Annotated in this window: 19 protein-coding genes; 15 read left to right on the top strand and 4 right to left on the bottom strand. The window is 60.8% G+C overall.

The genetic code is table 11. From position 1 onward, the window contains the following. Window positions 1-101: 101 nt before the first annotated feature. Entirely contained in the window at window positions 102-1157 is a 1056-nt protein-coding gene (bioB, locus tag VC35_RS09325; protein WP_046039423.1) for a biotin synthase BioB, read from the bottom strand. 93 nt (window positions 1158-1250) lie between these two features. Between bioB and VC35_RS09320 the strand changes: the two genes are divergently transcribed. The 5 genes from VC35_RS09320 (at window position 1251) to rarD (ending at window position 7052) form a co-directional block, all read left to right on the top strand. Next, window positions 1251-1991, top strand: coding sequence for a ComF family protein (locus VC35_RS09320; protein WP_046039421.1), 741 nt, complete (start codon window positions 1251-1253; stop codon window positions 1989-1991). 63 nt (window positions 1992-2054) lie between these two features. Continuing rightward, a complete protein-coding gene (locus VC35_RS09315) occupies window positions 2055-2819 on the top strand; it encodes a TOBE domain-containing protein (RefSeq protein ID WP_046039420.1) in 765 nt (254 codons plus the stop codon). Window positions 2820-2886: 67 nt separating this feature from the next. Continuing rightward, the gene (locus VC35_RS09310; RefSeq protein WP_046039419.1) at window positions 2887-4788 is read left to right on the top strand and encodes a PhoX family protein; all 1902 of its coding nucleotides are present in this window, start codon (window positions 2887-2889) and stop codon (window positions 4786-4788) included. Window positions 4789-4984: 196 nt separating this feature from the next. Beyond that, window positions 4985-5959: a serine/threonine protein kinase gene (locus tag VC35_RS09305; RefSeq protein ID WP_046039418.1), complete on the top strand. Its 975-nt coding sequence runs from the start codon at window positions 4985-4987 to the stop codon at window positions 5957-5959. Window positions 5960-6164: 205 nt separating this feature from the next. Continuing rightward, entirely contained in the window at window positions 6165-7052 is an 888-nt protein-coding gene (rarD, locus tag VC35_RS09300) for an EamA family transporter RarD (protein ID WP_046039417.1), read from the top strand. Between the two features lie 215 nt (window positions 7053-7267). Here the strand turns inward: rarD and VC35_RS09295 are convergent, their stop codons facing one another. Further along, window positions 7268-7786, bottom strand: coding sequence for a glycine cleavage system transcriptional repressor (locus VC35_RS09295; RefSeq protein WP_046039415.1), 519 nt, complete (start codon window positions 7784-7786; stop codon window positions 7268-7270). A 546-nt stretch (window positions 7787-8332) separates the two neighbouring features. On the opposite strand from VC35_RS09295, the gene VC35_RS09290 reads away from it, so the two are divergent. Further along, on the top strand, window positions 8333-10522 hold the full coding sequence (locus VC35_RS09290; RefSeq protein ID WP_046039414.1) for a malate synthase G: 2190 nt from the start codon (window positions 8333-8335) through the stop codon (window positions 10520-10522). Between the two features lie 82 nt (window positions 10523-10604). On the opposite strand, the gene VC35_RS09285 is transcribed toward VC35_RS09290, so the two are convergent. After that, the gene (locus tag VC35_RS09285; RefSeq protein ID WP_046039412.1) at window positions 10605-11051 is read right to left on the bottom strand and encodes a response regulator; all 447 of its coding nucleotides are present in this window, start codon (window positions 11049-11051) and stop codon (window positions 10605-10607) included. Window positions 11052-11304: 253 nt separating this feature from the next. On the opposite strand from VC35_RS09285, the gene VC35_RS09280 reads away from it, so the two are divergent. From VC35_RS09280 to VC35_RS09240, 9 genes are all read left to right on the top strand, one after another. Beyond that, a complete protein-coding gene (locus tag VC35_RS09280; RefSeq protein WP_046039410.1) occupies window positions 11305-13245 on the top strand; it encodes a putative nucleotidyltransferase substrate binding domain-containing protein in 1941 nt (646 codons plus the stop codon). Beyond that, window positions 13242-13949 carry a 3'-5' exonuclease gene (locus tag VC35_RS09275; protein WP_046039408.1) on the top strand — a complete coding sequence of 236 codons (708 nt, stop codon included), beginning with the start codon at window positions 13242-13244 and terminating at the stop codon, window positions 13947-13949. The genes VC35_RS09280 and VC35_RS09275 overlap by 4 nt, the downstream gene beginning before the upstream one ends. A gap of 154 nt (window positions 13950-14103) precedes the next feature. Beyond that, entirely contained in the window at window positions 14104-14622 is a 519-nt protein-coding gene (locus VC35_RS09270) for an RNA polymerase sigma factor (protein ID WP_046039406.1), read from the top strand. After that, window positions 14619-15593 (top strand): FecR family protein, encoded by a 975-nt coding sequence (locus tag VC35_RS09265; protein WP_046039405.1) that lies wholly within the window; start codon window positions 14619-14621, stop codon window positions 15591-15593. Before VC35_RS09270 ends, VC35_RS09265 begins: the two co-directional genes overlap by 4 nt. A 285-nt stretch (window positions 15594-15878) precedes the next feature. Beyond that, window positions 15879-18323: a TonB-dependent siderophore receptor gene (locus VC35_RS09260; RefSeq protein ID WP_046039403.1), complete on the top strand. Its 2445-nt coding sequence runs from the start codon at window positions 15879-15881 to the stop codon at window positions 18321-18323. A 72-nt stretch (window positions 18324-18395) separates the two neighbouring features. Beyond that, a complete protein-coding gene (locus VC35_RS09255) occupies window positions 18396-19526 on the top strand; it encodes a PepSY-associated TM helix domain-containing protein (protein ID WP_046039556.1) in 1131 nt (376 codons plus the stop codon). Continuing rightward, window positions 19523-19702, top strand: a complete 180-nt coding sequence (locus VC35_RS09250; protein WP_046039401.1) for a hypothetical protein — start codon at window positions 19523-19525, stop codon at window positions 19700-19702. The genes VC35_RS09255 and VC35_RS09250 overlap by 4 nt, the downstream gene beginning before the upstream one ends. A 285-nt stretch (window positions 19703-19987) precedes the next feature. Next, window positions 19988-21286, top strand: a complete 1299-nt coding sequence (locus VC35_RS09245; protein ID WP_046039399.1) for an MFS transporter — start codon at window positions 19988-19990, stop codon at window positions 21284-21286. A 193-nt stretch (window positions 21287-21479) separates the two neighbouring features. Continuing rightward, window positions 21480-22109 carry a glutathione S-transferase family protein gene (locus VC35_RS09240; protein ID WP_185754758.1) on the top strand — a complete coding sequence of 210 codons (630 nt, stop codon included), beginning with the start codon at window positions 21480-21482 and terminating at the stop codon, window positions 22107-22109. Window positions 22110-22319: 210 nt separating this feature from the next. On the opposite strand, the gene creD is transcribed toward VC35_RS09240, so the two are convergent. Beyond that, complete coding sequence (gene creD, locus VC35_RS09235) at window positions 22320-23690, bottom strand: cell envelope integrity protein CreD (RefSeq protein WP_046039396.1); 1371 nt, start codon at window positions 23688-23690, stop codon at window positions 22320-22322. Between the last annotated feature and the right edge of the window lie 14 nt (window positions 23691-23704).

Raw genomic sequence — 23704 nt, 5'->3', positions numbered from 1 at the left:
GCGTCTAGTCAGCCAACATCAATGTTGAATGTCAGTCCGCATTCGCGAGCAGGCTCGCTCCCACAGGGTTTTGCATTCCTTCAGAGGAATAAATGTTGGATTCAGACGGCCGCGTTATAGAACTGCTCGCTGCTCTTCTGCTCCACCAGCGCCTGCTCGATCGCCGCCTGATGCACTTCATCGGCGTGCTCTTCGCGAGCTTCCGGCAGGATGCCCAGACGCGAGAACAGTTGCATGTCCTTGTCGGCCTGCGGGTTGGCAGTGGTCAGCAGTTTTTCGCCGTAGAAAATCGAGTTGGCACCGGCGAAGAACGCCATGGCCTGCATCTGCTCGTTCATGGCTTCGCGGCCGGCGGACAGGCGCACGTGGGATTGCGGCATCAGGATGCGCGCGACGGCGAGCATGCGAATGAAGTCGAACGGGTCGACGTCGTCGGCATTTTCCAGCGGTGTACCGGCGACTTTCACCAGCATGTTGATCGGCACCGACTCCGGATGCTCCGGCAGGTTGGCCAGCTGGATCAGCAGATTGGCGCGGTCGTCCAGCGACTCGCCCATGCCGAGAATGCCGCCGGAGCAGATTTTCATCCCCGACTCACGTACATAGGCCAGGGTTTGCAGGCGCTCGCCGTAGGTGCGGGTAGTGATGATGCTGCCGTAGAACTCCGGCGACGTATCGAGGTTGTGGTTGTAGTAGTCGAGGCCGGCCTTGGCCAGCGCTTCGGTCTGATCCTGATCCAGGCGACCGAGGGTCATGCAGGTTTCCAGGCCCAGGGCTTTCACGCCTTCGACCATCTTCAACACGTACGGCATGTCTTTGGCCGACGGATGCTTCCACGCCGCGCCCATGCAGAAACGGGTAGAACCGATGGCCTTGGCGCGAGCGGCCTCTTCGAGGACCTTCTGCACTTCCATCAGTTTTTCTTTTTCCAGGCCGGTGTTGTAGTGACCGGACTGCGGACAATATTTGCAATCTTCCGGGCAGGCGCCGGTTTTGATCGACAGCAGGGTCGACACCTGGACGCGGTTGGCGTCGAAATGCGCACGGTGCACCGTCTGCGCCTGGAACAACAGGTCATTGAATGGCTGAACGAAGAGTGCTTTGACTTCGGCCAAAGTCCAGTCATGACGCAGGGTTGCAGTGGTGCTGGCACTCATGGGCGTTTCCTTTGAATTATGCTTTGGCAGGCGGCTGGATAATGGAATGTCACAGTCGCTTCACAGATGTTTCGGCATATTTAAGGAAGAGCGATGCGCTGTCAACCACGATACGAAGGACCGGTTTACATCTGGTTAAAAAACAAACAATCATGCCTTTTGTGCGATGAAGCGGCCGACGGCATCCCTCCCGTCTGCACGGCCTGCGAAATCGAGTTGCCCTGGCTCGGCGATCACTGCCTGACCTGCGCCCTGCCGCTCCCGGCCGCGGGCCTCACCTGCGGCCATTGCCTGAAGCAGCCACCGGCCTTCGAGCAAGTGATTGCGCCCTGGACCTACAGCTTTCCGGTAGACAGCCTGATCACCCGCTTCAAACACAACGCCAAGTGGCCATTCGGTCGCCTGCTCGCCGAACTTCTTGCTCAATACCTGCAACATCGCTTCGAAGGCGATCTGCAGCGCCCCAATGCGCTGATCCCGGTGCCGCTGGCCACCCGGCGCCTGCGCCAGCGCGGCTTCAATCAGGCGGCGATGCTGGCTCACTGGTTGAGTGCGAGTCTCGATATCCCTTGCGACGAACGGTTGCTGCTGCGCACCCAGGACACCGACGCCCAACAGGCCTTGAACGCCGAAGCCCGACGAAAGAACCTGCGCAACGCTTTCTCCCTGGCACCCGGCGCAGTCGTCAAAGGCCGGCACCTGGCCCTGGTCGACGACGTACTGACCACCGGTGCCACGACCCAGGCCCTGGCTCGCCTGCTAATGGACGCCGGGGCGGTGAGAGTCGACGTCTATTGCCTGGCCCGCACGCCCAAACCCGGCGAGACACCCTGACTTGACTCGCACGGCCCAAGCGACCAACGTCCTCATCATCGTCACCACCCAAAGCGACTTGCCATGTCTTTGCCAACCTTGCTGTCCCAGCACATTGTCCGCCGTCCGCAGCGCATCGCCCTGTTGCAGCACATCGCCGAACAAGGCTCGATCACCCGCGCGGCCAAAAGCGCAGGCCTGAGCTACAAGGCCGCCTGGGATGCGATCGATGAGCTGAACAACCTGGCGCAGAAGCCGCTGGTGGAGCGGATTGTCGGCGGCAAGGGCGGTGGCGGTGCGCGCCTGTCCAACGAGGGGGAGCGGGTGCTGCGGCTGTACCAGAAGCTGCAAGCCTTGCAGGCCCAGGTGCTGGAAGCTGCCGAAGACGCGAGCGATCTGGATCTGCTCGGGCGCCTGATGCTGCGCACCAGCGCGCGCAACCAGTTGCACGGCAAGGTAGTAGCGATTGAACCTCAGGGGCGCAACGACCTGATTCGCCTCAAAGTCGCCGATGGCGTGATCGTCGACGCGCAAATCACCCACGACAGCACCGAGCGCCTGGAGCTGCAAATCGGCACCGAAGTTGTGGCATTGATCAAGGCCGGCTGGCTCGACGTGCTGGAAAGCGATTCCGCCGAAACGCCTGGAAACAATTGCCTCAGGGGCAGCATCGAAAAAATTCTCGACGCCGACGATGGCCCCAGCGAAGTGCGCATCACCCTGCCCAATGGCCTGACCCTATGCGCCTTGGCCGAACCGAGTCATCTGCAAGCATCGGGGTTGACCTGCGGAAAGCCGGTGCGCGTCGAGTTCTCGCCGTCCAGGGTTCTGCTGGGCACGCCACTGTAAGCAGAACTGCAACAAAAGGTTCATTACTCATCTTTAAGGTGTCTGCAAAATCCGCAGGGAGCCTGAAATGAGCCTATTAGAAGAAAACCAGTCCACCGACCTCGAAAACATGGTCGGCCTCAGCCGTCGCGGCTTCATCAGCGCGGGTGCCCTATGCGGCGCTGCGATGTTCCTCGGTGGCAACCTGCTGAGCCGCAGCGTGATGGCCGCCAGTGTCAGCGCCGGCAACAGCCAGTTGTTGGGCTTCGACAGCATTGCCGCCGCCACCAGCGATTCCATCACCCTGCCAGCGGGCTACAAGTCCTCGGTGCTGATCAGCTGGGGCCAGCCACTGCACAAGGACGGTCCGGCGTTCGACCCGAGCGGCAACGGCAGCGCCGAACATCAGGAAGTCCAGTTCGGCGACAACAACGACGGCATGAGCCTGTTCGAGTTTCCGGGCGAAAAAGATCGGGCGCTGATGGCGATCAACAACGAATACACCAACTACCGCTACCTCTACGCCCACGGCGGCATGCCGCAATCGGCGGAAGAAGTGCGCAAGGCGCTGGCCTGCGAAGGTGTGTCGGTGATTGAAGTGCAGCGCAAGAACGGCCAATGGCAATTCGTCCAGGGCTCGCGCTACAACCGCCGCATTCACGGCAACGCACCCATCACCCTGAGCGGCCCGGCCGCCGGACATGCCCTGCTCAAAACCAGCGCCGATCCGCACGGCAAGAACGTCCTCGGTACGTTCCAGAACTGCGCCAACGGCAAGACGCCGTGGGGCACCTATCTGACCTGTGAAGAGAACTTCACCGACTGCTTCGGCAGCAGCAACGCCGAGCAGAAATTCGACCCGGCGCAGAAACGCTACGGCGTGGTGGCCACCAGCAAAGAAATCAACTGGCACCCCCACGACGAGCGCTTCGACATGGCGAAGAACCCCAACGAACTCAACCGTCATGGCTGGGTGGTGGAGATCGATCCGTTCGATCCGAAATCGACGCCGGTCAAACGCACGGCCCTGGGGCGCTTCAAACACGAAAACGCCGCCCTGGCCGAAACCGGCGATGGCCATGCCGTGGTGTACATGGGCGACGACGAACGCGGTGAGTTCATCTACAAATTCGTCAGCCGCGACAAGATCGACCACAAGAACCCCAAGGCCAACCGCGACATTCTCGACCACGGCACCCTGTACGTGGCGCGTTTCGATGCCGGCGACGGCAACGTCGATCACCCGAAAGGCCAAGGTGAATGGATCGAACTGACCCACGGCAAAAACGGCATCGACGCCAGCAGCGGCTTTGCCGATCAGGCCGAAGTGCTGATCCACGCCCGCCTGGCTGCCAGCGTGGTGAAGGCCACGCGAATGGACCGCCCGGAATGGATCGTGGTCAGCCCCAAGGATGGCCAGGTCTACTGCACGCTGACCAACAACGCCAAACGCGGCGAAGACGGGCAACCGGTGGGCGGGCCGAACCCGCGGGAGAAGAACGTCTACGGGCAGATCCTGCGCTGGCGCACTGAGCGTGACGATCACGGCTCGAAAACTTTTGCCTGGGACCTGTTCGTCGTCGCCGGTAATCCGGGGGTTCACGCCGGTACACCAAAAGGCGGATCGTCGAACATCACGCCGCAGAACATGTTCAACAGCCCGGACGGTTTGGGCTTCGACAAGGCCGGACGCTTGTGGATTCTCACCGACGGTGATTCGAGCAACGCCGGAGACTTTGCCGGCATGGGCAACAACCAGATGCTCTGTGCCGACCCGGTAACCGGCGAGATTCGCCGCTTCATGGTTGGCCCGGTAGGTTGTGAAGTGACGGGGATCAGCTTCTCGCCGGATCAGAAGACCCTGTTTGTCGGGATTCAGCATCCGGGTGAAAACGGCGGCTCGACCTTCCCCGAGCACCTGCCCAACGGCAAGCCGCGGTCTTCGGTGATGGCGATTTCGCGGGAAGATGGCGGGATCGTCGGCGCCTGACAGGCCCTCATCGCGAGCAAGCTCGCTCCCACAGGATTGGCGCGATTTCAAGTCTGGCGCATGACCTGTGGGAGCGAGCTTGCTCGCGATAGCGTCAGCGCAAACAACGCACATCTCAAGCCCGCCCCCTAAAACCGCGCCGTCTGCGCTACCATGCCTGGCCGGACGCAGCAGCCTGCTGCGCGCAGGAGTCAGCATGGCCCACCCGTTTGAAACCCTCACACCAGACCTCGTGCTCGACGCCGTTGAAAGCATCGGCTTTCTCAGCGACGCGCGCATCCTGGCGCTCAACAGCTACGAGAACCGCGTCTATCAGGTCGGTATCGAAGACGCCGAGCCGCTGATCGCCAAGTTCTACCGGCCGCAACGCTGGACCAACGAAGCGATTCTGGAAGAGCACCAGTTCACCGCCGAACTCGCCGACTGCGAGGTGCCGGTTGTGGCGCCGTTGATCCACAACGGTGAAACCCTGCACGAACACAACGGATTCCGCTTCACCCTGTTCCCCCGCCGTGGCGGCCGCGCACCGGAGCCGGGCAATCTCGACCAGCTGTATCGCCTGGGCCAGTTGCTCGGGCGCCTGCATGCGGTCGGCTCGACCCGGCCGTTCGAGCACCGTGAAGCGCTGGCGGTAAAAAACTTCGGCCATGACTCGCTGGCCACACTGCTCGACGGCAACTTCATCCCCCGCAGCCTGCTGCCGGCCTACGAATCGGTGGCCCGCGATCTGCTCAAGCGCGTGGAAGATGCCTACAGCAACACACCGCACCAGAACATCCGCATGCACGGGGACTGCCACCCGGGCAACATGATGTGCCGTGACGAAATGTTCCATATCGTCGACCTCGACGACTGCCGCATGGGCCCGGCGGTACAGGACATCTGGATGATGCTCGCCGGCGATCGTCAGGATTGCCTGAGCCAGTTGTCGGAACTGATGGACGGCTACAACGAATTCCACGACTTCGACCCGCGTGAACTGGCCTTGATCGAACCGCTGCGCGCCTTGCGCCTGATGCACTACAGCGCCTGGCTCGCCCGCCGCTGGGAAGACCCGGCATTCCCCCGCAGTTTCCCGTGGTTTGGCACCGAGCGTTATTGGGGGGATCAGGTGTTGGCGTTGCGCGAGCAACTGGCGGCTCTTAACGAAGAGCCACTGAAGTTGTTCTGACCCACCCTGCCCCCCTGTGGGAGCGAGCTTGCTCGCGATGACGGCGATACATTCAGCACAACTTTGACTGACATACCGCCATCGCGAGCAAGCTCGCGCCCACAGTTGTTTGTGTTCACAAATACCCAACCTATTCAGTCAGGACATTCGCAGACAAATCTCCTTACAATCCCCTCTTTGTTAGCTGCCTAAGCAAGGATTCTGCATGCAAGCCGCCAACCCGCGTCGCGGGTACATTCTGGGCCTGAGTGCCTACATCATCTGGGGACTTTTCCCCCTCTACTTCAAAGCCATCGCCAGTGTGCCCGCCGTGGAAATCATCATCCACCGGGTGCTGTGGTCAGCGCTGTTCGGCGCCTTGTTGCTGATGGTCTGGAAGCATCCCGGCTGGTGGCGCGAGCTGCGGGAGAATCCACGACGGCTGGCGATCCTGGCCCTGAGCGGTGCGCTGATAGCAGCCAACTGGCTGACCTACGTCTGGTCGGTGAACAACGGACGCATGCTGGAGGCCAGCCTCGGTTACTACATCAACCCCTTGGTGAACGTGTTGCTGGGCATGCTGATCCTTGGCGAACGGCTGCGGCGCATGCAATGGATTGCCGTCGGGCTGGCGGCTGTCGGTGTGGCGCAACAGGTCTGGCAAGTCGGCAGCCTGCCATGGGTGTCGCTGGTGTTGGCACTGACCTTCGGTTTCTATGGCCTGATTCGCAAGCAGGCACCGGTCAAGGCACTGCCGGGGCTGGTGGTGGAAACCTGGATGCTGGTACCGATTGCCCTCGGTTGGTTGCTGCTCAATCCGACGGCCAGCAGCGCCCAGGCCGAATTCTGGACCACCTCCCAAGCCTGGTGGCTGGTCGCCGCCGGCCCGATCACGCTGGTGCCGCTGGTCTGCTTCAACGCTGCCGCACGGCATTTGCCCTACACGACACTGGGGTTTCTCCAGTACCTGGCGCCGACCCTGGTTCTGCTGCAAGCGGTCCTGCTGTTTGGCGAGCACCTGTCGTCCAGCACCTTGGTAGCGTTCATGTTTATCTGGGCCGGCCTGGCGGTTTACAGCATCGATGCGTGGATAAGTTTGCGCCGCCGCAGCTGATCAAAAAACATACAAACACCTACAGGCCACGTCTCCCGTGGCCTGCATCATTCCTTCCCAAGGTTATCCACAGCGTGATCCCCGCCGTTTGTGTGCAAGTATCTGAAACTGCTTGTTTTTTGATCAAAACATGAAGAACCCCGGTCGGCGTGGCCTGGCGGGGTGTCTCTACAGGTTATCCACAGGCGGGTGCACGTTTAACTTGGATAACCTGATCAGGGTTCACTGCGCAGCACCAACTCGACCATCAGGTCGTCAGCCAGGGTTTCCAGCCGCGATTGCAGTACGTCCAGCGACAGCGTCAGCGGGACCGCAAGAATCGCTTCGGCATGGAACAACGGCTCGCTGCTCATCGGTGCCGGACGCACTTCGGTGACCAGCCGCTCCAGACTCACCCCCTGCTCGCTCAGCAAGCGCGTGATGTCACGCACGATCCCCGGGCGATCATTGCCCACCAGTTCCATGGCGATCGGTTTCCAGGTGCAGGATTGTTCGATACCGCTTTCAGCGATCAACACGCGAATGCCATGGGCGGACAAGCCCTGCAAGGCATCGACCAGTTCGTCGTAGGCCTCGGCCGGCACCCCAACCCGAAGAATCCCGGCGAATTGTCCCGCCATGCGCGACATGCGGCTTTCCAGCCAGTTGCCGCCGTGCTCGGCAATGCATTGGGCAATGCGCTCGACTTGCCCGGGCTTGTCCGGAGCAAAAACAGTGAGTACGAGGTGGTCCATGGCACAGCCCTCTTGTCATGACTTTTGTTATAGAGAACCAAGTATAGGCAAGGGTTGGACCTGCGCCGACAGGTCAGGCGCCTTCGCGAGCAGGCTCGCGCCCACAAGGGTTGCGCGGGCCTTAGTGGGAGCGAGCCTGCTCGCGAATGAAGGCACCGCCGATCTGACTGACCCAACAAATCGTGTACAACTTTTGATATTTAACTGGAACAATCTAATAGTTTTTTGAGAACATCACGCTCCCCGACGTGACCGCAATGCGTCATGGGGTCGCAGAACGACGTAATTAGTCTAATTTTCACAACCGCAATTCATCATGTAGTATGCCGCAGCGCGCACTACATAACGCTGGATCGATGTCTGCCGCAGGCACGTTCGCAACCCTGAAAGCCCTGTCAGCAAGGCCCCAAGCCGTTGATTGGTCCCAACCCAGCCGCCTGTCATGGGCATGTACTGGTAGAGGGGTTTGTGGTTTAAATGGCCAAAGGCTTCATTGTTAAATTGAAGAGCTGAAAAGCGAAATAGCTGAGCAGAGTGAGGCAAGCAATGACTGAACACGTTCAAGTCGGTGGCCTGCAGGTCGCCAAAGTCCTGTTCGACTTCGTGAACAACGAAGCCATTCCCGGTACCGGCCTCACCGCCGATAAGTTCTGGGCCGGTGCCGACAAGGTCATCCATGACCTGGCGCCGAAGAACAAAGCCCTACTCGCCAAACGCGATGATTTCCAGGCTCGTATCGATGGCTGGCACCAGGCGCGTCGAGCTCTTGGGACAGCCCAGGTGCACGACCCGAAAGCCTATAAAGCCTTCCTGCAAGACATCGGTTATCTGCTGCCAGAAGCGGCCGATTTCCAGGCAACGACGCAAAACGTCGATGAAGAAATCGCCCGCATGGCCGGCCCACAGCTCGTGGTGCCTGTCATGAACGCCCGCTTCGCGCTCAATGCCTCGAACGCCCGCTGGGGCTCGCTGTACGATGCGCTCTACGGCACCGACGCCATCAGCGAAGCCGACGGCGCGGAAAAAGGCAAAGGCTACAACAAGGTACGCGGCGACAAGGTCATCGCTTTCGCCCGTGCCTTCCTCGACGAAGCCGCGCCTTTGGCGGCCGGCTCCCACGTCGATTCCACCGGCTACAAGATCGTCGACGGCAAACTGGTGGTCGCCCTCAAAGGCGGCAGCAACACCGGCCTGCGCAACGACGCGCAACTGATCGGCTTCCAGGGCGATGCCGCTGCACCGACTGCGATCCTGCTGAAAAACAACGGCCTGCATTTCGAAATCCAGGTCGACGCCAGCACCCCGGTCGGTCAGACCGACGCGGCCGGCGTCAAAGACATCCTGATGGAAGCCGCGCTGACCACCATCATGGACTGCGAAGACTCGGTTGCCGCCGTCGACGCCGATGACAAAGTGGTGATCTACCGCAACTGGCTCGGCCTGATGAAGGGCGATCTGTCGGAAAACGTCGCTAAAGGCGGTCAGACCTTTACCCGCACCATGAACGCCGACCGCACCTACACCGCGGTCGATGGCAGTGAACTGAGCCTGCACGGTCGTTCGTTGCTGTTCGTGCGTAACGTCGGTCACCTGATGACCATCGATGCGATTCTGGACAAAGACGGTAACGAAGTACCGGAAGGCATTCTCGATGGCCTGGTGACTTGCCTGGCATCGATGCACAACCTGAACGGCAACACCTCGCGCAAAAACACCCGCACCGGCTCCATCTACATCGTGAAGCCGAAGATGCACGGTCCTGAAGAAGCGGCGTTCACCAACGAGCTGTTCGGTCGCATCGAAGACGTGTTGGGCCTGCCGCGCAACACCCTCAAAGTCGGGATCATGGACGAGGAGCGTCGTACCACGATCAACCTCAAGGCCTGCATCAAGGCGGCGAGCGAGCGCGTGGTGTTCATCAACACCGGTTTCCTCGACCGCACGGGCGATGAAATCCACACTTCCATGGAAGCCGGCCCGATGGTGCGCAAGGCGGACATGAAGGCGGAAAAATGGATCGGCGCCTACGAGAACTCCAATGTCGATATCGGTCTGAGCACCGGCCTGCAAGGTCGCGCGCAGATCGGTAAAGGCATGTGGGCCATGCCTGACCTGATGGCGGCGATGCTCGAACAGAAAATCGCTCACCCGATGGCTGGCGCCAACACCGCCTGGGTACCATCGCCGACCGCTGCTGCCCTGCACGCGCTGCACTACCACAAGGTTGACGTGTTCGCCCGTCAGGCCGAACTGGCCAAGCGTGCCCATGCGTCGGTGGACGACATCCTGACCATCCCGCTGGCGGTGAACCCGCAGTGGACCGCCGAACAGATCAAGAACGAACTGGACAACAACTCCCAGGGCATTCTCGGTTACGTCGTGCGCTGGATCGACCAGGGCGTCGGCTGTTCGAAAGTGCCGGACATCAACGACGTCGGCCTGATGGAAGACCGTGCAACGCTGCGTATTTCCAGCCAGCACATCGCCAACTGGCTGCGTCACGGCATCGTCACCGAAGAGCAGGTCATGGAAAGCCTCAAGCGCATGGCGCCGGTGGTTGACCGTCAGAACGCCGGCGACGCGCTGTACCGTCCGCTGGCCCCCAACTTCGACAGCAACATCGCCTTCCAGGCGGCGGTCGAACTGGTGGTCGAAGGCACGAAGCAGCCGAACGGCTACACCGAGCCGGTCCTGCACCGTCGTCGTCGCGAGTTCAAGGCTGCCAATGGCCTGTAACTGAGCGTCTGCGCCGGACATGAAAAAGCCCTGATCGAAAGATCAGGGCTTTTTTCTTTACGGCTCGGTTTATCGGCTTGAACTAAGGCTTCACCCCAAGCTCACGCTTGACCAATTCCAGCAGATTACCGGCATCAATCGGCTTGAGCAGAAAATCCACCACATTCAAATGCATCGCGGCGATCGCATCTTTCACGTCGGCATCGCCCGAGACGATGATGACCGGCAACGCCGCCCGTACCGACTCGCGCACCTGTCGGATCAGGTCCAGCCCATCGATGTGGCCCATGCGCAGGTCGGTAATCACCAGTCCGATCGAAGGTTTCTCTTCCAGCATCTTGAGTGCCGCTTCGCCACTGGCCGCCGTCATGCAACGAATACCGTCCAGCGCGAGGATCTCTGACAGCAGCTCCCGGGCGTCTTTATCGTCGTCGACGATCAGCACCCGTTGCGGTGGCAGGTCAGGTTCCTGCATGACGGCACTCAGTGCTTCGCGCTCGGCGTCGCTCAAAATATCGTGGTCGGACATGGCTTTCTCTACATGTTCAATTCAATTCCCTAGCACAGTTGTGAGACATCGCTAAGCAGACCATCAATGTGCACTCTGTCGGATGATTTTCCAATAGGGGAGCCGTGAGGTTTTTCGCACACTTGCGTAGGCTTCTTCCGACACTTCAGGGTGCGAACTGCCTACCTAGACTTACGTCCAATGGGCACCCCGGCCACAGGGGTCGACCATGTCCGGGTCATCCGACTACAACAATTCAAAAAAGACTGCGGTAATGGTTATGAGTAAAGCGGACGCCTTCACACAGGCAGGGAAAACCGCGGTGTTGCAGAACATCCAGGGTACGTTGCAATTCCTTCAGCGTTTCCCGCCCTTCAACCAGATGGAACACGCTCACCTGGCGTATCTGGTCGAGCAATGTCAGCTGCGTTTTTACGCCCCCGGCGAGAGCATCATCAAACCCGCCGACGGCCCGGTCGAGCACTTCTATATCGTCAAGCAAGGCCGAGTCGTGGGTGAGCGTCCACATACGGCAAACGGTGGCACCGAAACCGTCTTCGAAATCACCACTGGCGAATGTTTTCCCCTCGCAGCGTTACTGGGCGAACGGGCGACCCGCACCGAGCACCTGGCCGGCGAAGACACCTTCTGCCTGCAACTGAACAAACCGGCATTCATCCGCCTGTTTTCGCTATCGGACACCTTCCGCAACTTCGCCCTGCGCTGCGTCAGCAGCCTGCTGGATCAGGTCAACCAGCAAGTGCAGCAAAAAGCCGTGGAAACCCTGGGCACCCAATATTCGCTCAATACCCGACTGGGCGAATTGGCCATGCGCCACCCGGTAACGTGCAGCCCGCAGACGCCGTTGCGCGAAGCCGTGACGTTGATGCATGAACAGCAAGTCGGCAGCATCGTGGTGGTCGATGAACTCAAGGCGCCACTGGGGATTTTCACCCTGCGCGACCTGCGCCAGACCGTGGCCAACGGCAGCAGTGATTTCAACGAGGCCATCGAAGGACACATGACCCGGGCACCGTTTTTCCTGTCGCCGGATCACAGTGCTTTCGACGCGGCGATTGCCATGACTGAGCGTCACATCGCCCACGTCTGCCTGGTCAAGGACCAGCGCTTGTGCGGCGTGGTTTCCGAGCGCGACCTGTTTTCCCTGCAACGGGTCGACCTGGTGCACCTGGCGCGCACTATCCGCAATGCCCAGAAAGTGGAAAACCTGGTGGCGCTGCGGGGCGAAATCGGTCAACTGGTCGAGCGCATGCTGGCCCACGGCGCGTCTTCGACGCAGATCACCCACATCATCACCTTGCTCAACGACCACACCGTGTGCCGGGTGATCGAACTGACCCTCGCCGAAAAAGGCGACCCCGGCGTGCCGTTCAGCTGGCTGTGTTTCGGCAGTGAAGGCCGGCGCGAGCAGACCCTGCACACCGATCAGGACAACGGCATTCTGTTCGAAGCCAGGGATGCGGCCCATGCCGCCGAGATTCGCGGCAAGCTGTTGCCCATCGCCCAGCAGATCAACCAGAGCCTGGCGCTGTGCGGCTTCACTTTGTGCAAGGGCAATATCATGGCCGGCAACCCCGAGCTGTGCCTGTCCCGGGCCGAATGGGCGCGGCGCTTTGCGGCGTTTATCCGCGAGGCAACCCCGGAGAACCTGCTGGGCTCGAGCATCTATTTCGATTTACGCGTGGTCTGGGGCAGCGAGCAAGGCTGCGAGCAGTTGCGTCGGGGCATTCTCGATCAGGTCGGCGACAACCGTTTGTTCCAGCGCATGATGGCCGAGAATGCGCTGCGCAATCGCCCGCCCGTAGGGCGTTTCCGCGAGTTCGTGCTGGCGCGCAAAAATGGCGAGAAGGCCACCCTGGACCTGAAGATCCAGGGCCTGGCACCCTTTGTCGACGGCGCCCGGTTACTGGCCCTGGTCCACGGTATCGAAGCGAACAACACGCTGGAGCGTTTTCGCCAGTTGGTCGACAAGGAGGTCATCGATCCCCTGGACGGCGCCGCGTACGAAGAGGCCTATCACTTCATCCAGCAGACCCGCATGCAGCAGCACCAACTACAGACCCGGGAGAATTTTCCCTATTCGAATCGGGTCGATCCCGACAGCCTCAATCATCTGGACCGACGCATCCTGCGTGAGTCCCTGCGCCAGGCACAACGCCTGCAAAGCAGCCTGGCCTTGCGGTATCAGTTATGAGCCTGTTTTCGTGGCTGCGTCCGCCGAGCCCCACCCTCCCAGCTCACTTGCAACATCGACTGGAGCAATTACCGACGGCTGCCGACCTGGCGCAGTGCAGCCTGCGCGAGCAACGCTGGGTGGTGCTCGACCTGGAAACCACCGGCTTGAACCTGAGCAAGGACCACGTGTTGTCCATCGGCGCGGTGGTGATCGAGGACGGGGCCATCGACTTTCGCCAGCAGTTCGAACGCACCCTGCAATATCCGCAAGTGAAACTCGGCCCCAGCGTGCTGATCCATGGCATTGGCCCCAGCGCCATTGCGGCGGGCAGCGAACCGACAGAAGCATTGCTCGACCTGATGGAGTACATCGGGGACAGTCCGGTGCTGGCCTTTCACGCGCCGTTTGACCAGCACATGCTCGGCCGTGCATTGAAAGATCACCTGGGTTTCAAATTGCAGCATCCGTTTCTGGATGTGGCGGACATTGCGCCGCTGCTATGCCCCCAGGCGCACATTCGCGAGGCCGGGCTGGACGATTGGATCGACTGGTTCAAGCTCGAAGTCTTCGAGCGCCACCACGCCAGCGCCGATGCCCTGGCCACCGCCGAACTGATCCTGATCCTGTTCAGCCGTGCGCGACAGCAACAGATTCATAGCCCGTTGAATCTGCAACAGCGCTTGAATCAGTGGAAGCGCCGGCAGCAGGCGCCGTCCTTCTGACCTATAAGCAATCACTGTAGGAGCGAGCCTGCTCGCGCCTACAGGGGCCGTCGCCAAGTTCCCACCCGACCAACGCCAATTGCTTACCTCCCTCGCCTCTGCCACAATCGCGAACTATTCTCGTTAGTTAATATTTCCCAATCGGTGATGCGGCGTGTCGTCAGTTCCAAGCCCTCAAAGTGAGCTCGTCGGTGCGTTATATCGCGACCATCGCGGTTGGCTATTGGCCTGGCTTCGACGCAACGTCGCCTGCCCGCAGCGGGCCGAAGACCTGAGCCAGGACACTTTCGTGCGTTTGCTGGGCCGTGAGGAACTGAAGGTCCCGCGCGAGCCGCGGGCGTTTCTGGTGGCGATCGCCAAGGGCCTGCTGTTCGATTATTTCCGTCGCGCCGCGCTGGAACAGGCTTACCTCACCGAGCTGATGCTGATTCCCGAAGCCGAGCAACCGTCGGCGGAAGAACAGCAAATGATCCTCGAAGACCTGAAAAACATCGACCGTTTGCTCGGCAAGCTTTCCAGCAAGGCCCGGGCGGCGTTCCTCTACAACCGTCTCGACGGCCTCGGCCACGCAGACATCGCCGAGCGCCTGGGGGTTTCGGTGCCGCGGGTGCGCCAGTACCTGGCCCAAGGCATCCGCCAGTGCTATATCGCGCTGTATGGTGAGCCGACATGAACCCGGTCAGTTCCAAACCGGTATCGGCCAGCGTGCTGGACGCGGCGATTGCCTGGCAGTTGTCCATGGACTCCGCCAACCCGGTAGAGCGCGAAGAATTCGCCAAGTGGCACGCGGCCCACGAAGAGCACGCCCGCGCCTGGCGCCAGCTGGGTATGCTCGACCAGCATTTCAGCGTGGCCAGCGGCCCGGCCCGCACGGCCTTGCTGCAATCGCGCGAAGGTATTCGCCGGCGAGTGCGCAAGCTTGGTAACGGTGTCGCCAGCATCGTTGCAGTGATCGGCCTGGCCCTGTTCGCCGGGGATCGTTACCTGCCGATCGACTATTGGCTGGCCGACCAGCGCACCGCCGTTGGCGAGCAGCGCACCCTGCGCCTGGCTGACGGCACGCTGGTCCATCTCAACACCCACAGCGCGCTGGATGTGCGTTTCGATGAAAAGCAGCGGCGCATCGTGCTGCAGGAAGGCGAAATTCTGGTTGAAACCGGCCATGGCGATCCCCGGCCGTTCATCGTCGAAACCCGCGAAGGCAGCATGCGCACGCTGGGTACGCGGTTTCTGGTCAAGCGCGAGGAAGATGGAACGCGCTTGAGCGTATTGCAGTCGGCGGTGGCGGTTCACCCTGAGTCCAACCCTGACGAACAGATTCTGCGCGAAGGCCAACAGGTGCTGATCCGCAACAACGGCCTGGGCCCGGTTCTGGCCGTCAGCCTCGGCGCAGATGCCTGGACCCGCGGCATGCTGGTGGTGGACAACACGCGGCTGGAAGATCTGGTGCATGAAATCGGCCGCTATCGAAACGGATACGTCGGGGTCGCACCGGAAGTGGCCGACCTGCGCATCACTGGCAGCTTCCCGCTGCGCGACACCGACCTGGCACTCAACGCCCTGCTGCCAACCCTGCCGGTGCAGATCGAACAGCACACGCCATGGTGGGTAAAGGTCGTGGCCAAGGCCGATACCAAGCCCTGAACCCGCACATAGCTCCTTGTGGCGAGGGAGCTTGCTCCCGCTGGGTCGCGAAGCGGCCCCGCATTTTCCAGTTAAACCGCTTTGGCTGATTTTACGACTGCTTCGCAGCCGGACGGGACGGTGCGGCGATCCGACAAGCCCCCTCGCCACTAAATGCGCATGCCTGAAGTTCCTCGATGCCAATTGAATTACTGAATCGAAATTATTTTCATCCAGCCCTATCACTTTTTGATTTTCGTTCGGCACATAGGCAATTGAGAAATGTTTCCATTCAGGAGCCGCTGTATGCCTCGTTCGCTAGACTCCCTGTTGCGCCGCAGTTTGCTGACGGTCGCCATTGCCCTTTGCACCCCGTTGGCCAGCAGCCAACTGGTCGCCGCTGAACAAGCATCCAGCGTCCGCGCCTACAACCTGCCGGCTGCGCCACTGACCAACACCCTGAACCAGATCGCCAGCCAGGCCGGTTTGGCACTCTCGCTGAATCCGTCCCTGGCGGCGGGCAAGACCTCGGCGCCGGTCAAAGGCCAGTTCGACGCAGCCGGCGCCCTGCGCGAAGCTCTGCGTGGCACCGGCCTGCAACTGGAGCAGAGCAGTGTAGGCACCTACACCCTGGTGGCCGTGCCCGAGGGTGTGATGGACCTGCCGGCGACCAGCGTGATCGGCGTGCAAGACACTGAAAGCGCCTGGGGCCCGGTACAGGGCTACCTGGCCAAGCGCACCGCCGCCGGCACCAAGACCGACACCGCCCTGGTCGAGGCGCCGCGTTCGATTTCGGTCGTCACTCGTGAGCAGATGGACGACCGCAACGCGCACACCCTCGACGATGCCGTGCGCTACTTGCCGGGCATCACCTCCAGCAGCTTCGGCAGCGACACCCGCGCCGACTGGTTGCGCGTGCGGGGTTTCGAGCCGACTCAATTCCTCGACGGCCTGCCACTGCCAAAAGGCGTGTACTCCAACCCGAAACAGGAAACCTGGAACCTCGACCGCCTGGCGCTGCTTCGCGGACCGGCCTCCTCGGTGTACGGCCAGACACCGCCGGGCGGCCTGCTGGACATGGTCAGCCGCCGCCCAAGCGCTGAAGCCAGCAGCGAGATCCAACTGCAATACGGCAGCGACAATCATCGTCAGATCAACTTCGCCAGCACCGGCAAAATCGACGACGAAGGCCAGTTCCTGTATAGCCTCAGCGGCGTACTGCGCGACGGCGGCACGCCCATCGACCACATCGATGACAAGCGCTACAACATTGCACCAAGCCTGACCTGGAACATCGACGACGACACCAGGTTCACCCTGCTCACGCAATTCACCCGTGACGATACCGGTATCACCAGTCAGTTCTATCCGATCCAGGGTACCAAGATCGACATGCCGTTCGGCGATATCTCCCACCACAAGAACCTGGGTGATCCGAACTACGACTTCTACGACCGCACCTACTACGCGCTGGGTTATGCCTTCGAACACCGCCTGAACGATGTCTGGCAGTTCCGGCAGAACCTGCGCTACACCAAGTCGGAGCTGTCGTTCCAGGCCGTGACCGTCAACAGCTACAACCCTGAGTTTGCCGAGTTCGGGTTTGTCGTCGACGATCAAGGCAACACCGGCCGTGGCACCACCAATGTCGACGAAGACATCGCCCAATTCGCCGTGGACAACAACTTCCAGGGCGACTTCGTCACAGGCGACGTCAGTCACACCCTGCTGATCGGCCTGGACCACCAACGCAACACCACCAACTACCTCTCGATCTTCGGCACTGCGCCGGGCATCAATGTCAACGACCCGGTCTATGGCTTGCCGATCACCCGTCCGGCACGCTCCACAGCCTTCTATGACTACGAACAGAAGACCCAGCAGACCGGCCTGTACATCCAGGACCAGATGGCCCTCGACCAATGGCGCCTGACCCTCGGCGGCCGTGAAGACTGGGTCCACACCGGTACCAAGTTCTTCAACAAGGGCGATGCCACCAACACTGAACGCGACAAGAACTTCAGCGGCAACGCGGCGATCAGCTACGTGTTCGACTCGGGCTTCGTGCCCTACCTGTCCTACGCCGAATCGTTCCAGCCGACCAGCAATGCCGTCGCCTCGCCGACCGAGTCGTTCAAGCCGACCGAAGGCAAGCAGTGGGAACTGGGGATCAAGTACCAGCCACCGGGCAGCAACACCCTGCTGACGGCGGCTGTGTATGACCTGACCCAGAAAAACGTTTCCGTCACCAACAACGTGGGCAATGTGACAGTCACCAGCCAGACCGGCGAAGTGAAAGTCAAAGGCCTGGAACTGGAAGCCGTTTCCGACGTGACCGAAAACCTCAAGGTCACCGCCGCCTACACCCTGGCCAAATCCGAAGTGCAAGAGGGCATCTACAAGGGCAATCGCCTGCAACTGATGCCAAACCAGCAAGCGTCGGTGTGGGGCGACTACACCTGGCACAACGGCGTGCTGGATGGGTTTGGCATCGGTGCTGGTGCGCGCTATACCGGCAATACCTATGGCGACCAGGCCAACACCTTGCTGGGCAAGGCCGGCGCCTACACGGTGTTCGACGCAGTGGTTCACTACGACCTCGGTCGCCTGGACAACAGCCTCAAAGGCGCTTCGCTGGCCGTTAACGCCACCAACCTGTTCGACAAGGACTACATCTCGACTTGCGACAGCTTCTACTGCTACTACGGCGACCAGCGCAGTGTCGTCGCAAGTGCAACCTACAAGTGGTAACGCTCTGAGCTGACACGCCCAATGACCAGGCCGTCCTTCGTGGGCGGCTTTGGTTTTTCTGAAGGCTATGAAATGAAAAGTAAAACAATTCGCCGCTGGTCCGCTGCTCATACCTGGACCAGCCTGATTTGTACCGTGTTCCTGTTGCTGCTGGCACTGACTGGCCTGCCGTTGATCTTTCACCACGAGATCGACCACTTGCTGGGCGATGCGCCTGAAGTGAAGGCAATGCCGGCAGACACCCCGCGCCTGAATTTGCAGCAGTTGGTGGAAGCCGCCGAGAAGCATCGCCCCGGTGAAGTCATGCAGTATTTTGGCTTTGAGGACGATGAGCCCAACGCGGTGCTGACCATCATGGCCGCGACCGCGGGCACGGAGCCGAACTCGTCCCACACCTTCATGCTCGACGCCCGTACCGGCGAAGCGCTGGAGACGCCATCGGCCAACGGCGGTTTCATGATGGTCATGCTGCGCCTGCACGTGGACATGTTTGCCGGGCTGCCGGGCAAGTTGTTGCTGGCGTTCATGGGGATTCTGTTCGTAGTAGCGATCGTTTCCGGCACGGTGCTGTACCTGCCGTTCACGCGTCGCTTGAAATTCGCCACCGTGCGTCAGGACAAATCCACCCGCCTGCGCTGGCTCGACCTGCATAACCTGATCGGCGTGGTGACGCTGACCTGGGCCTTGGTGGTCGGCGTGACAGGTGTGATCAGTGCCTGCGCCGACCTGATCATCGCCGCCTGGCGCAACGACAGCCTGAGCGCGATGGTCGCGCCGTACCGCGATGCGCCACCGCTGACGCAACGAGCGCCCGCGACCCGTTTGCTCGATATCGCCAAGGATGTCGCGCCGGGCATGCAGCCGGACTTCATCGCCTTCCCAGGCACGCGTTTTTCAAGTGAGCACCATTACGCGGTGTTCATGAAAGGCAGCACGCACCTGACTTCGCACCTGCTGACGCCGGTACTGATCGACGCCAGCACCCTGCAAGTCACCGCCGTGGCCGAACGACCGTGGTACATGGACGCCATGGGCATGTCGCAGCCACTGCACTTCGGTGACTACGGCGGCATGCCGATGAAGATCCTCTGGGCGACCCTGGATGTGCTGACCATCATCGTGCTCGGCAGCGGAGTCTACCTGTGGGTGGTGCGGCGCAAGGTTGCCAGGCCGGTGCTAGAAAAAGCGGAGAGCGTGGCATGAAGCCCCGGCAGTCGAACTTCTGGAAAGTGTTTGCCATCCCGACCGTCATCGCGATGCTCAGCGCGGCTGGGTTGTTTGCCGCGTTGCTCGGGGATGGTGTTTGGGATTCGTTGAGCTGGGTGGGGCTGGGCATCCCAGCTGTGCTGGCCCTGCACGGCCTCCTGCAACGCCGCTGATCCCTGTGGGAGCGAGCCTGCTCGCGATGGGGTCGTATCAGTCGATATTGAATTGGCTGACACACCGCCTTCGCGAGCAGGCTCACTCCTACAGGTTCAACGATAAGTCTCAAATACTCGCCAGTCATACGACAACACCATCCCCCGCCTGTCGCCTCCCCCTGCAAATCCTCAGACATATCTGTTGACAGTTTTACCCTTGCGCTCCTATAAAGACGCATGTTGTACGACAACCTACAACAAATGCAGCACCAAAAATAAATCCAAAAAAATCATGGTGAAGTGATGAAAGTCAAAGGCATCCGCTGGTGGATGGTCGGCCTGGTGACGGCCGGCCTGATGGTCAACTACCTGGCTCGCAATACCCTGTCAGTGGCCGCTCCGACCCTGATGAGCGAAATGAACATCTCCACCGAGCAGTACTCGCACATCGTCGTTGCGTGGCAGGTGTGCTATGCGCTGATGCAACCGGTGGCCGGCTACATCATCGATGCCATCGGCACCAAAATGGGCTTTGCCATTTTCGCCTTCGCCTGGTCGATTGCCTGCGCGCTGGCAGCCCTGGCGACCGGTTGGCAGGGCCTGGCCTTTGTTCGCGGCCTGCTTGGCCTGACCGAAGCGGCGGGGTTGCCGGCGGCGGTCAAGACTTCCACTGAATGGTTCCCGGCCAAAGAGCGCTCGGTGGCCATCGGCTGGTTCAACATCGGTTCGTCGATTGGTGCCGTGCTGGCGCCGCCGCTGGTGGTCTGGGCGATTCTGCACAGCGGCTGGGAGCTGGCGTTCCTGATCGTGGGCGGCCTGGGCGTGGCCTGGACGTTCCTGTGGATGGTTCTCTACAAGCACCCACGGGACCAGAAGCGCCTGAGCGACGAAGAACGCGACTACATCCTCAGCGGTCAGGAAGCACACTTCAAAGACCCAGCGACGAAAAAAGGCAGCTGGAAAAAGATCATCGGCAACCGCAACTTCTACGCCATCGCCAGCGCACGCATGCTCTCCGAGCCGGCCTGGCAGACCTTCAACGCGTGGATTCCGCTGTACCTGATGACCGAAAGGCACATGAACATCAAAGAGATCGCGATGTTCGCCTGGCTGCCATTCCTGGCCGCCGACCTCGGCTGCGTGCTCGGCGGTTACCTGAGCCCGTTCTTCCACAAGTACTGCAACGTGTCGTTGTTCACCTCGCGCAAGATGGTTCTGCTGTTCGGCGCCTCGTGCATGATCGGCCCGGCGTGCATCGGCCTGGTGGCCAGCCCGTACACAGCCATCGCACTGTTGTGCATTGGCGGCTTCGCGCACCAGACCCTGTCCGGTGCGCTGTATGCGATCACCTCCGACTCGTTCGGCAAAAACGAAGTGGCCACCGCCACCGGCATGGGCGGCATGTTCGGCTACCTGGGCGCAGCCGCGTTCACCCTGGTGTTTGGCGTGATGGTGACCAAGATCGGCTACAGCCCGCTGTTCGTGGTGCTGGCGATTTTCGACATCGTTGCCGCGTTCATCGTCTGGACCGTTGCCCGTGAGATCAAGCCTCAGGCTGTTTCGGGTCCTGCCGCTGGGCAAACACTACAACCCGCCAGCTAAAATGCAGTCCCTGTGTGAGCGAGCTTGCTCCGGGCGGCGTTCCGACGATAGCGGTTTGTCAGCCAACATTGATGTTGAATACTGAGCCGCCATCGCGAGCAAGCTCGCTCCCACAAGGGTCCAAGCCATGACGCTTGAGCTATCAGGCCAACGCGCTATGCTGCCCGACACTGCCACCGATCGAGACGCTGCCATGTCCGCCCCGAGCATGACCCTGTACCACAACCCGCTCTCTCCCTTCGTTCGCAAAGTCATGGTGCTGCTGCACGAAACCGGCCAGCAGAACCGCGTGGCGTTGCAGACCAGCGTGCTTACCCCGGTCAACCCGGACCTGACCCTGATCGAAGACAACCCCCTGAGCAAAATCCCGGCCCTGCGCCTGGCCGACGGCAACATCATCCACGACAGCCGGGTCATCCTCGACTACCTCGACCACCAGCACGTCGGCAACCCGCTGATCCCCCGCGAAGGCTCGGCCCGTTGGCGCCGCCTGACCCTCGCCTCACTGGCCGACGGAATCATGGACGCGGCCGTGCTGGTGCGCTACGAAACCGCCCTGCGCGCCCCGGAAAAACACTGGGACGAATGGCTCGACGGCCAGCGCGCCAAAATCCGTCGCGCCCTGGCCTTGCTGGAAAAGGACGCGATTGCCGAGCTGACCTGCCACTTCGACGTGGCCGCGATCAGCGTGGCCTGTGCACTGGGTTACCTGGACCTGCGCCATCCGGATCTGGATTGGCGCACAGCGAATCCGCAGTTGGCGGCGTGGTATTTCGAGGTGAGTCAGCGGCCTTCGATGATTGTGACGATGCCGAAGGCTTAGAACTTCGCTGGCTGTACTGTCCGCTTCGCGAACAGGCCCGCTCCCACAGCAGATCGTCGGTGCGTACAAATTTTGTATTCACTGGAGAACCCTTGTGGGAGCGAGCCTGCTCGCGAAAATACCAACGCGGTTCATCAGGCAACCACTGCAAAATCCGCGTCACTAACACCTCGCTCCAGCGCTGATCCTCGCGCAACCCCACCGACCGGCTCATTGCACCGCACCAATATCGAAGTCCAAAGGTTGCGGCGGTTTTTGCCCAACCCCGTACCAATCCAGCTTGCGTGTCAGCACCATGAACACGCCTAACAAACCGAACAGCAACAACGAGCCCATCAGCAGCGCGTAATCCTCGGCGCTCAACACGCCATAAAGCAGGCCGTACAACCCCGCCAGCCCCGCGGAGAAACTCAATCCGTTTACGACACTGCGCAGGACATGGCACACATAAAATCCGATCAACAACACACAGCCAGCCGCCGACAACAGGTATGCCAGCCCGAAACCGATGTGCTCGGACAGCGACAGCAACAGCAGATAGAAGATTGCCAGGGCCACCCCCACCAGCGCGTATTGCACCGGGTGCACGGCCAGGCTTTTCAGCACTTCGAACAGGAAGAACCCGGCGAAGGTCAGGACGATGAACAGCAGCGCGTATTTGATCGCCCGGTCGCTTTTCAGGTACTGGTCAACCGGGTCGATGAAGCTCACCCCGAAGCTGCGGCCGCTAAAGGCTGTGCAGTCACCGCCGGTGACGCAACTGTTCAAGGCCTCCTGCAAGTTGGTGGAGAAGAATGACGCCTGCCAGTTGGCGGAGAATCCCTGATCGGTGACTTTACGCTGGGCCGGCAAATAGTTGCCGATGAAGCTTGGGTGAGGCCAGTCGGCGCTCAGCGAGACTGTGCTGGTTTTACCCACCGGTAAGACCTGCAACACACCCGTGCCTTGCAGGCGCAGGTCAAAACCGAAGTCCAGCTCCGTGGCCTTCTCTGTATTCAGCGTCGGTAGCGCCACGTGCACGCCCTCCCCCAGCCAACCGACCTGGCTTCCAGGAATGAAGTCCAGACTCTGGCCGTCGAGTTCGAGTTTCAAGGCATTTTCGATACCACGGATGTCGCTGATGCCAACGGCGAGAAACGGCTGGTCGAACCGGTAATCGGCAAAGTCTTCCTTGATACCGAGCCGCGCCGGCAGCGAAAAATGCCCGCTGATGCGATTGTCGGCATGAAACAGCCGCGCCTGGTAAATCCCCCGGGAGCGCAACTCGGTCTGCACCTGGCCGTCCAGTTCGAAGCGTTCCGGCAGGAAATACAGACGACCGCGCTCTTCGCCGATCTCCTGATAACGCTCGTTGGTTTTTTCACGGGTCTTCCAGGTGCGCACTACCTTGCGATACGGCACCACCATCAACGGACCGCTCACTTGCTGGCTGAAGCTGGAACTGCGGGCGATGTCGTCGAGCACACCGTCGCGCAGTTGCTGCCGGTCCTGGATCACGCCGTTGATCATCAGCAGTGGAACCAGCAACAACAGAATCAACAGGGCAATTGCCCCGAGTTTTAGGGTCAGGCTACGGTTCATGGGACTCTCCCTGT

Origin of the sequence: Pseudomonas fluorescens (genome assembly GCF_000967965.1) — a bacterium.
GTDB lineage: Bacteria > Pseudomonadota > Gammaproteobacteria > Pseudomonadales > Pseudomonadaceae > Aquipseudomonas > Aquipseudomonas grandcourensis.
This window is presented reverse-complemented; position numbering and strand designations above follow the sequence as displayed.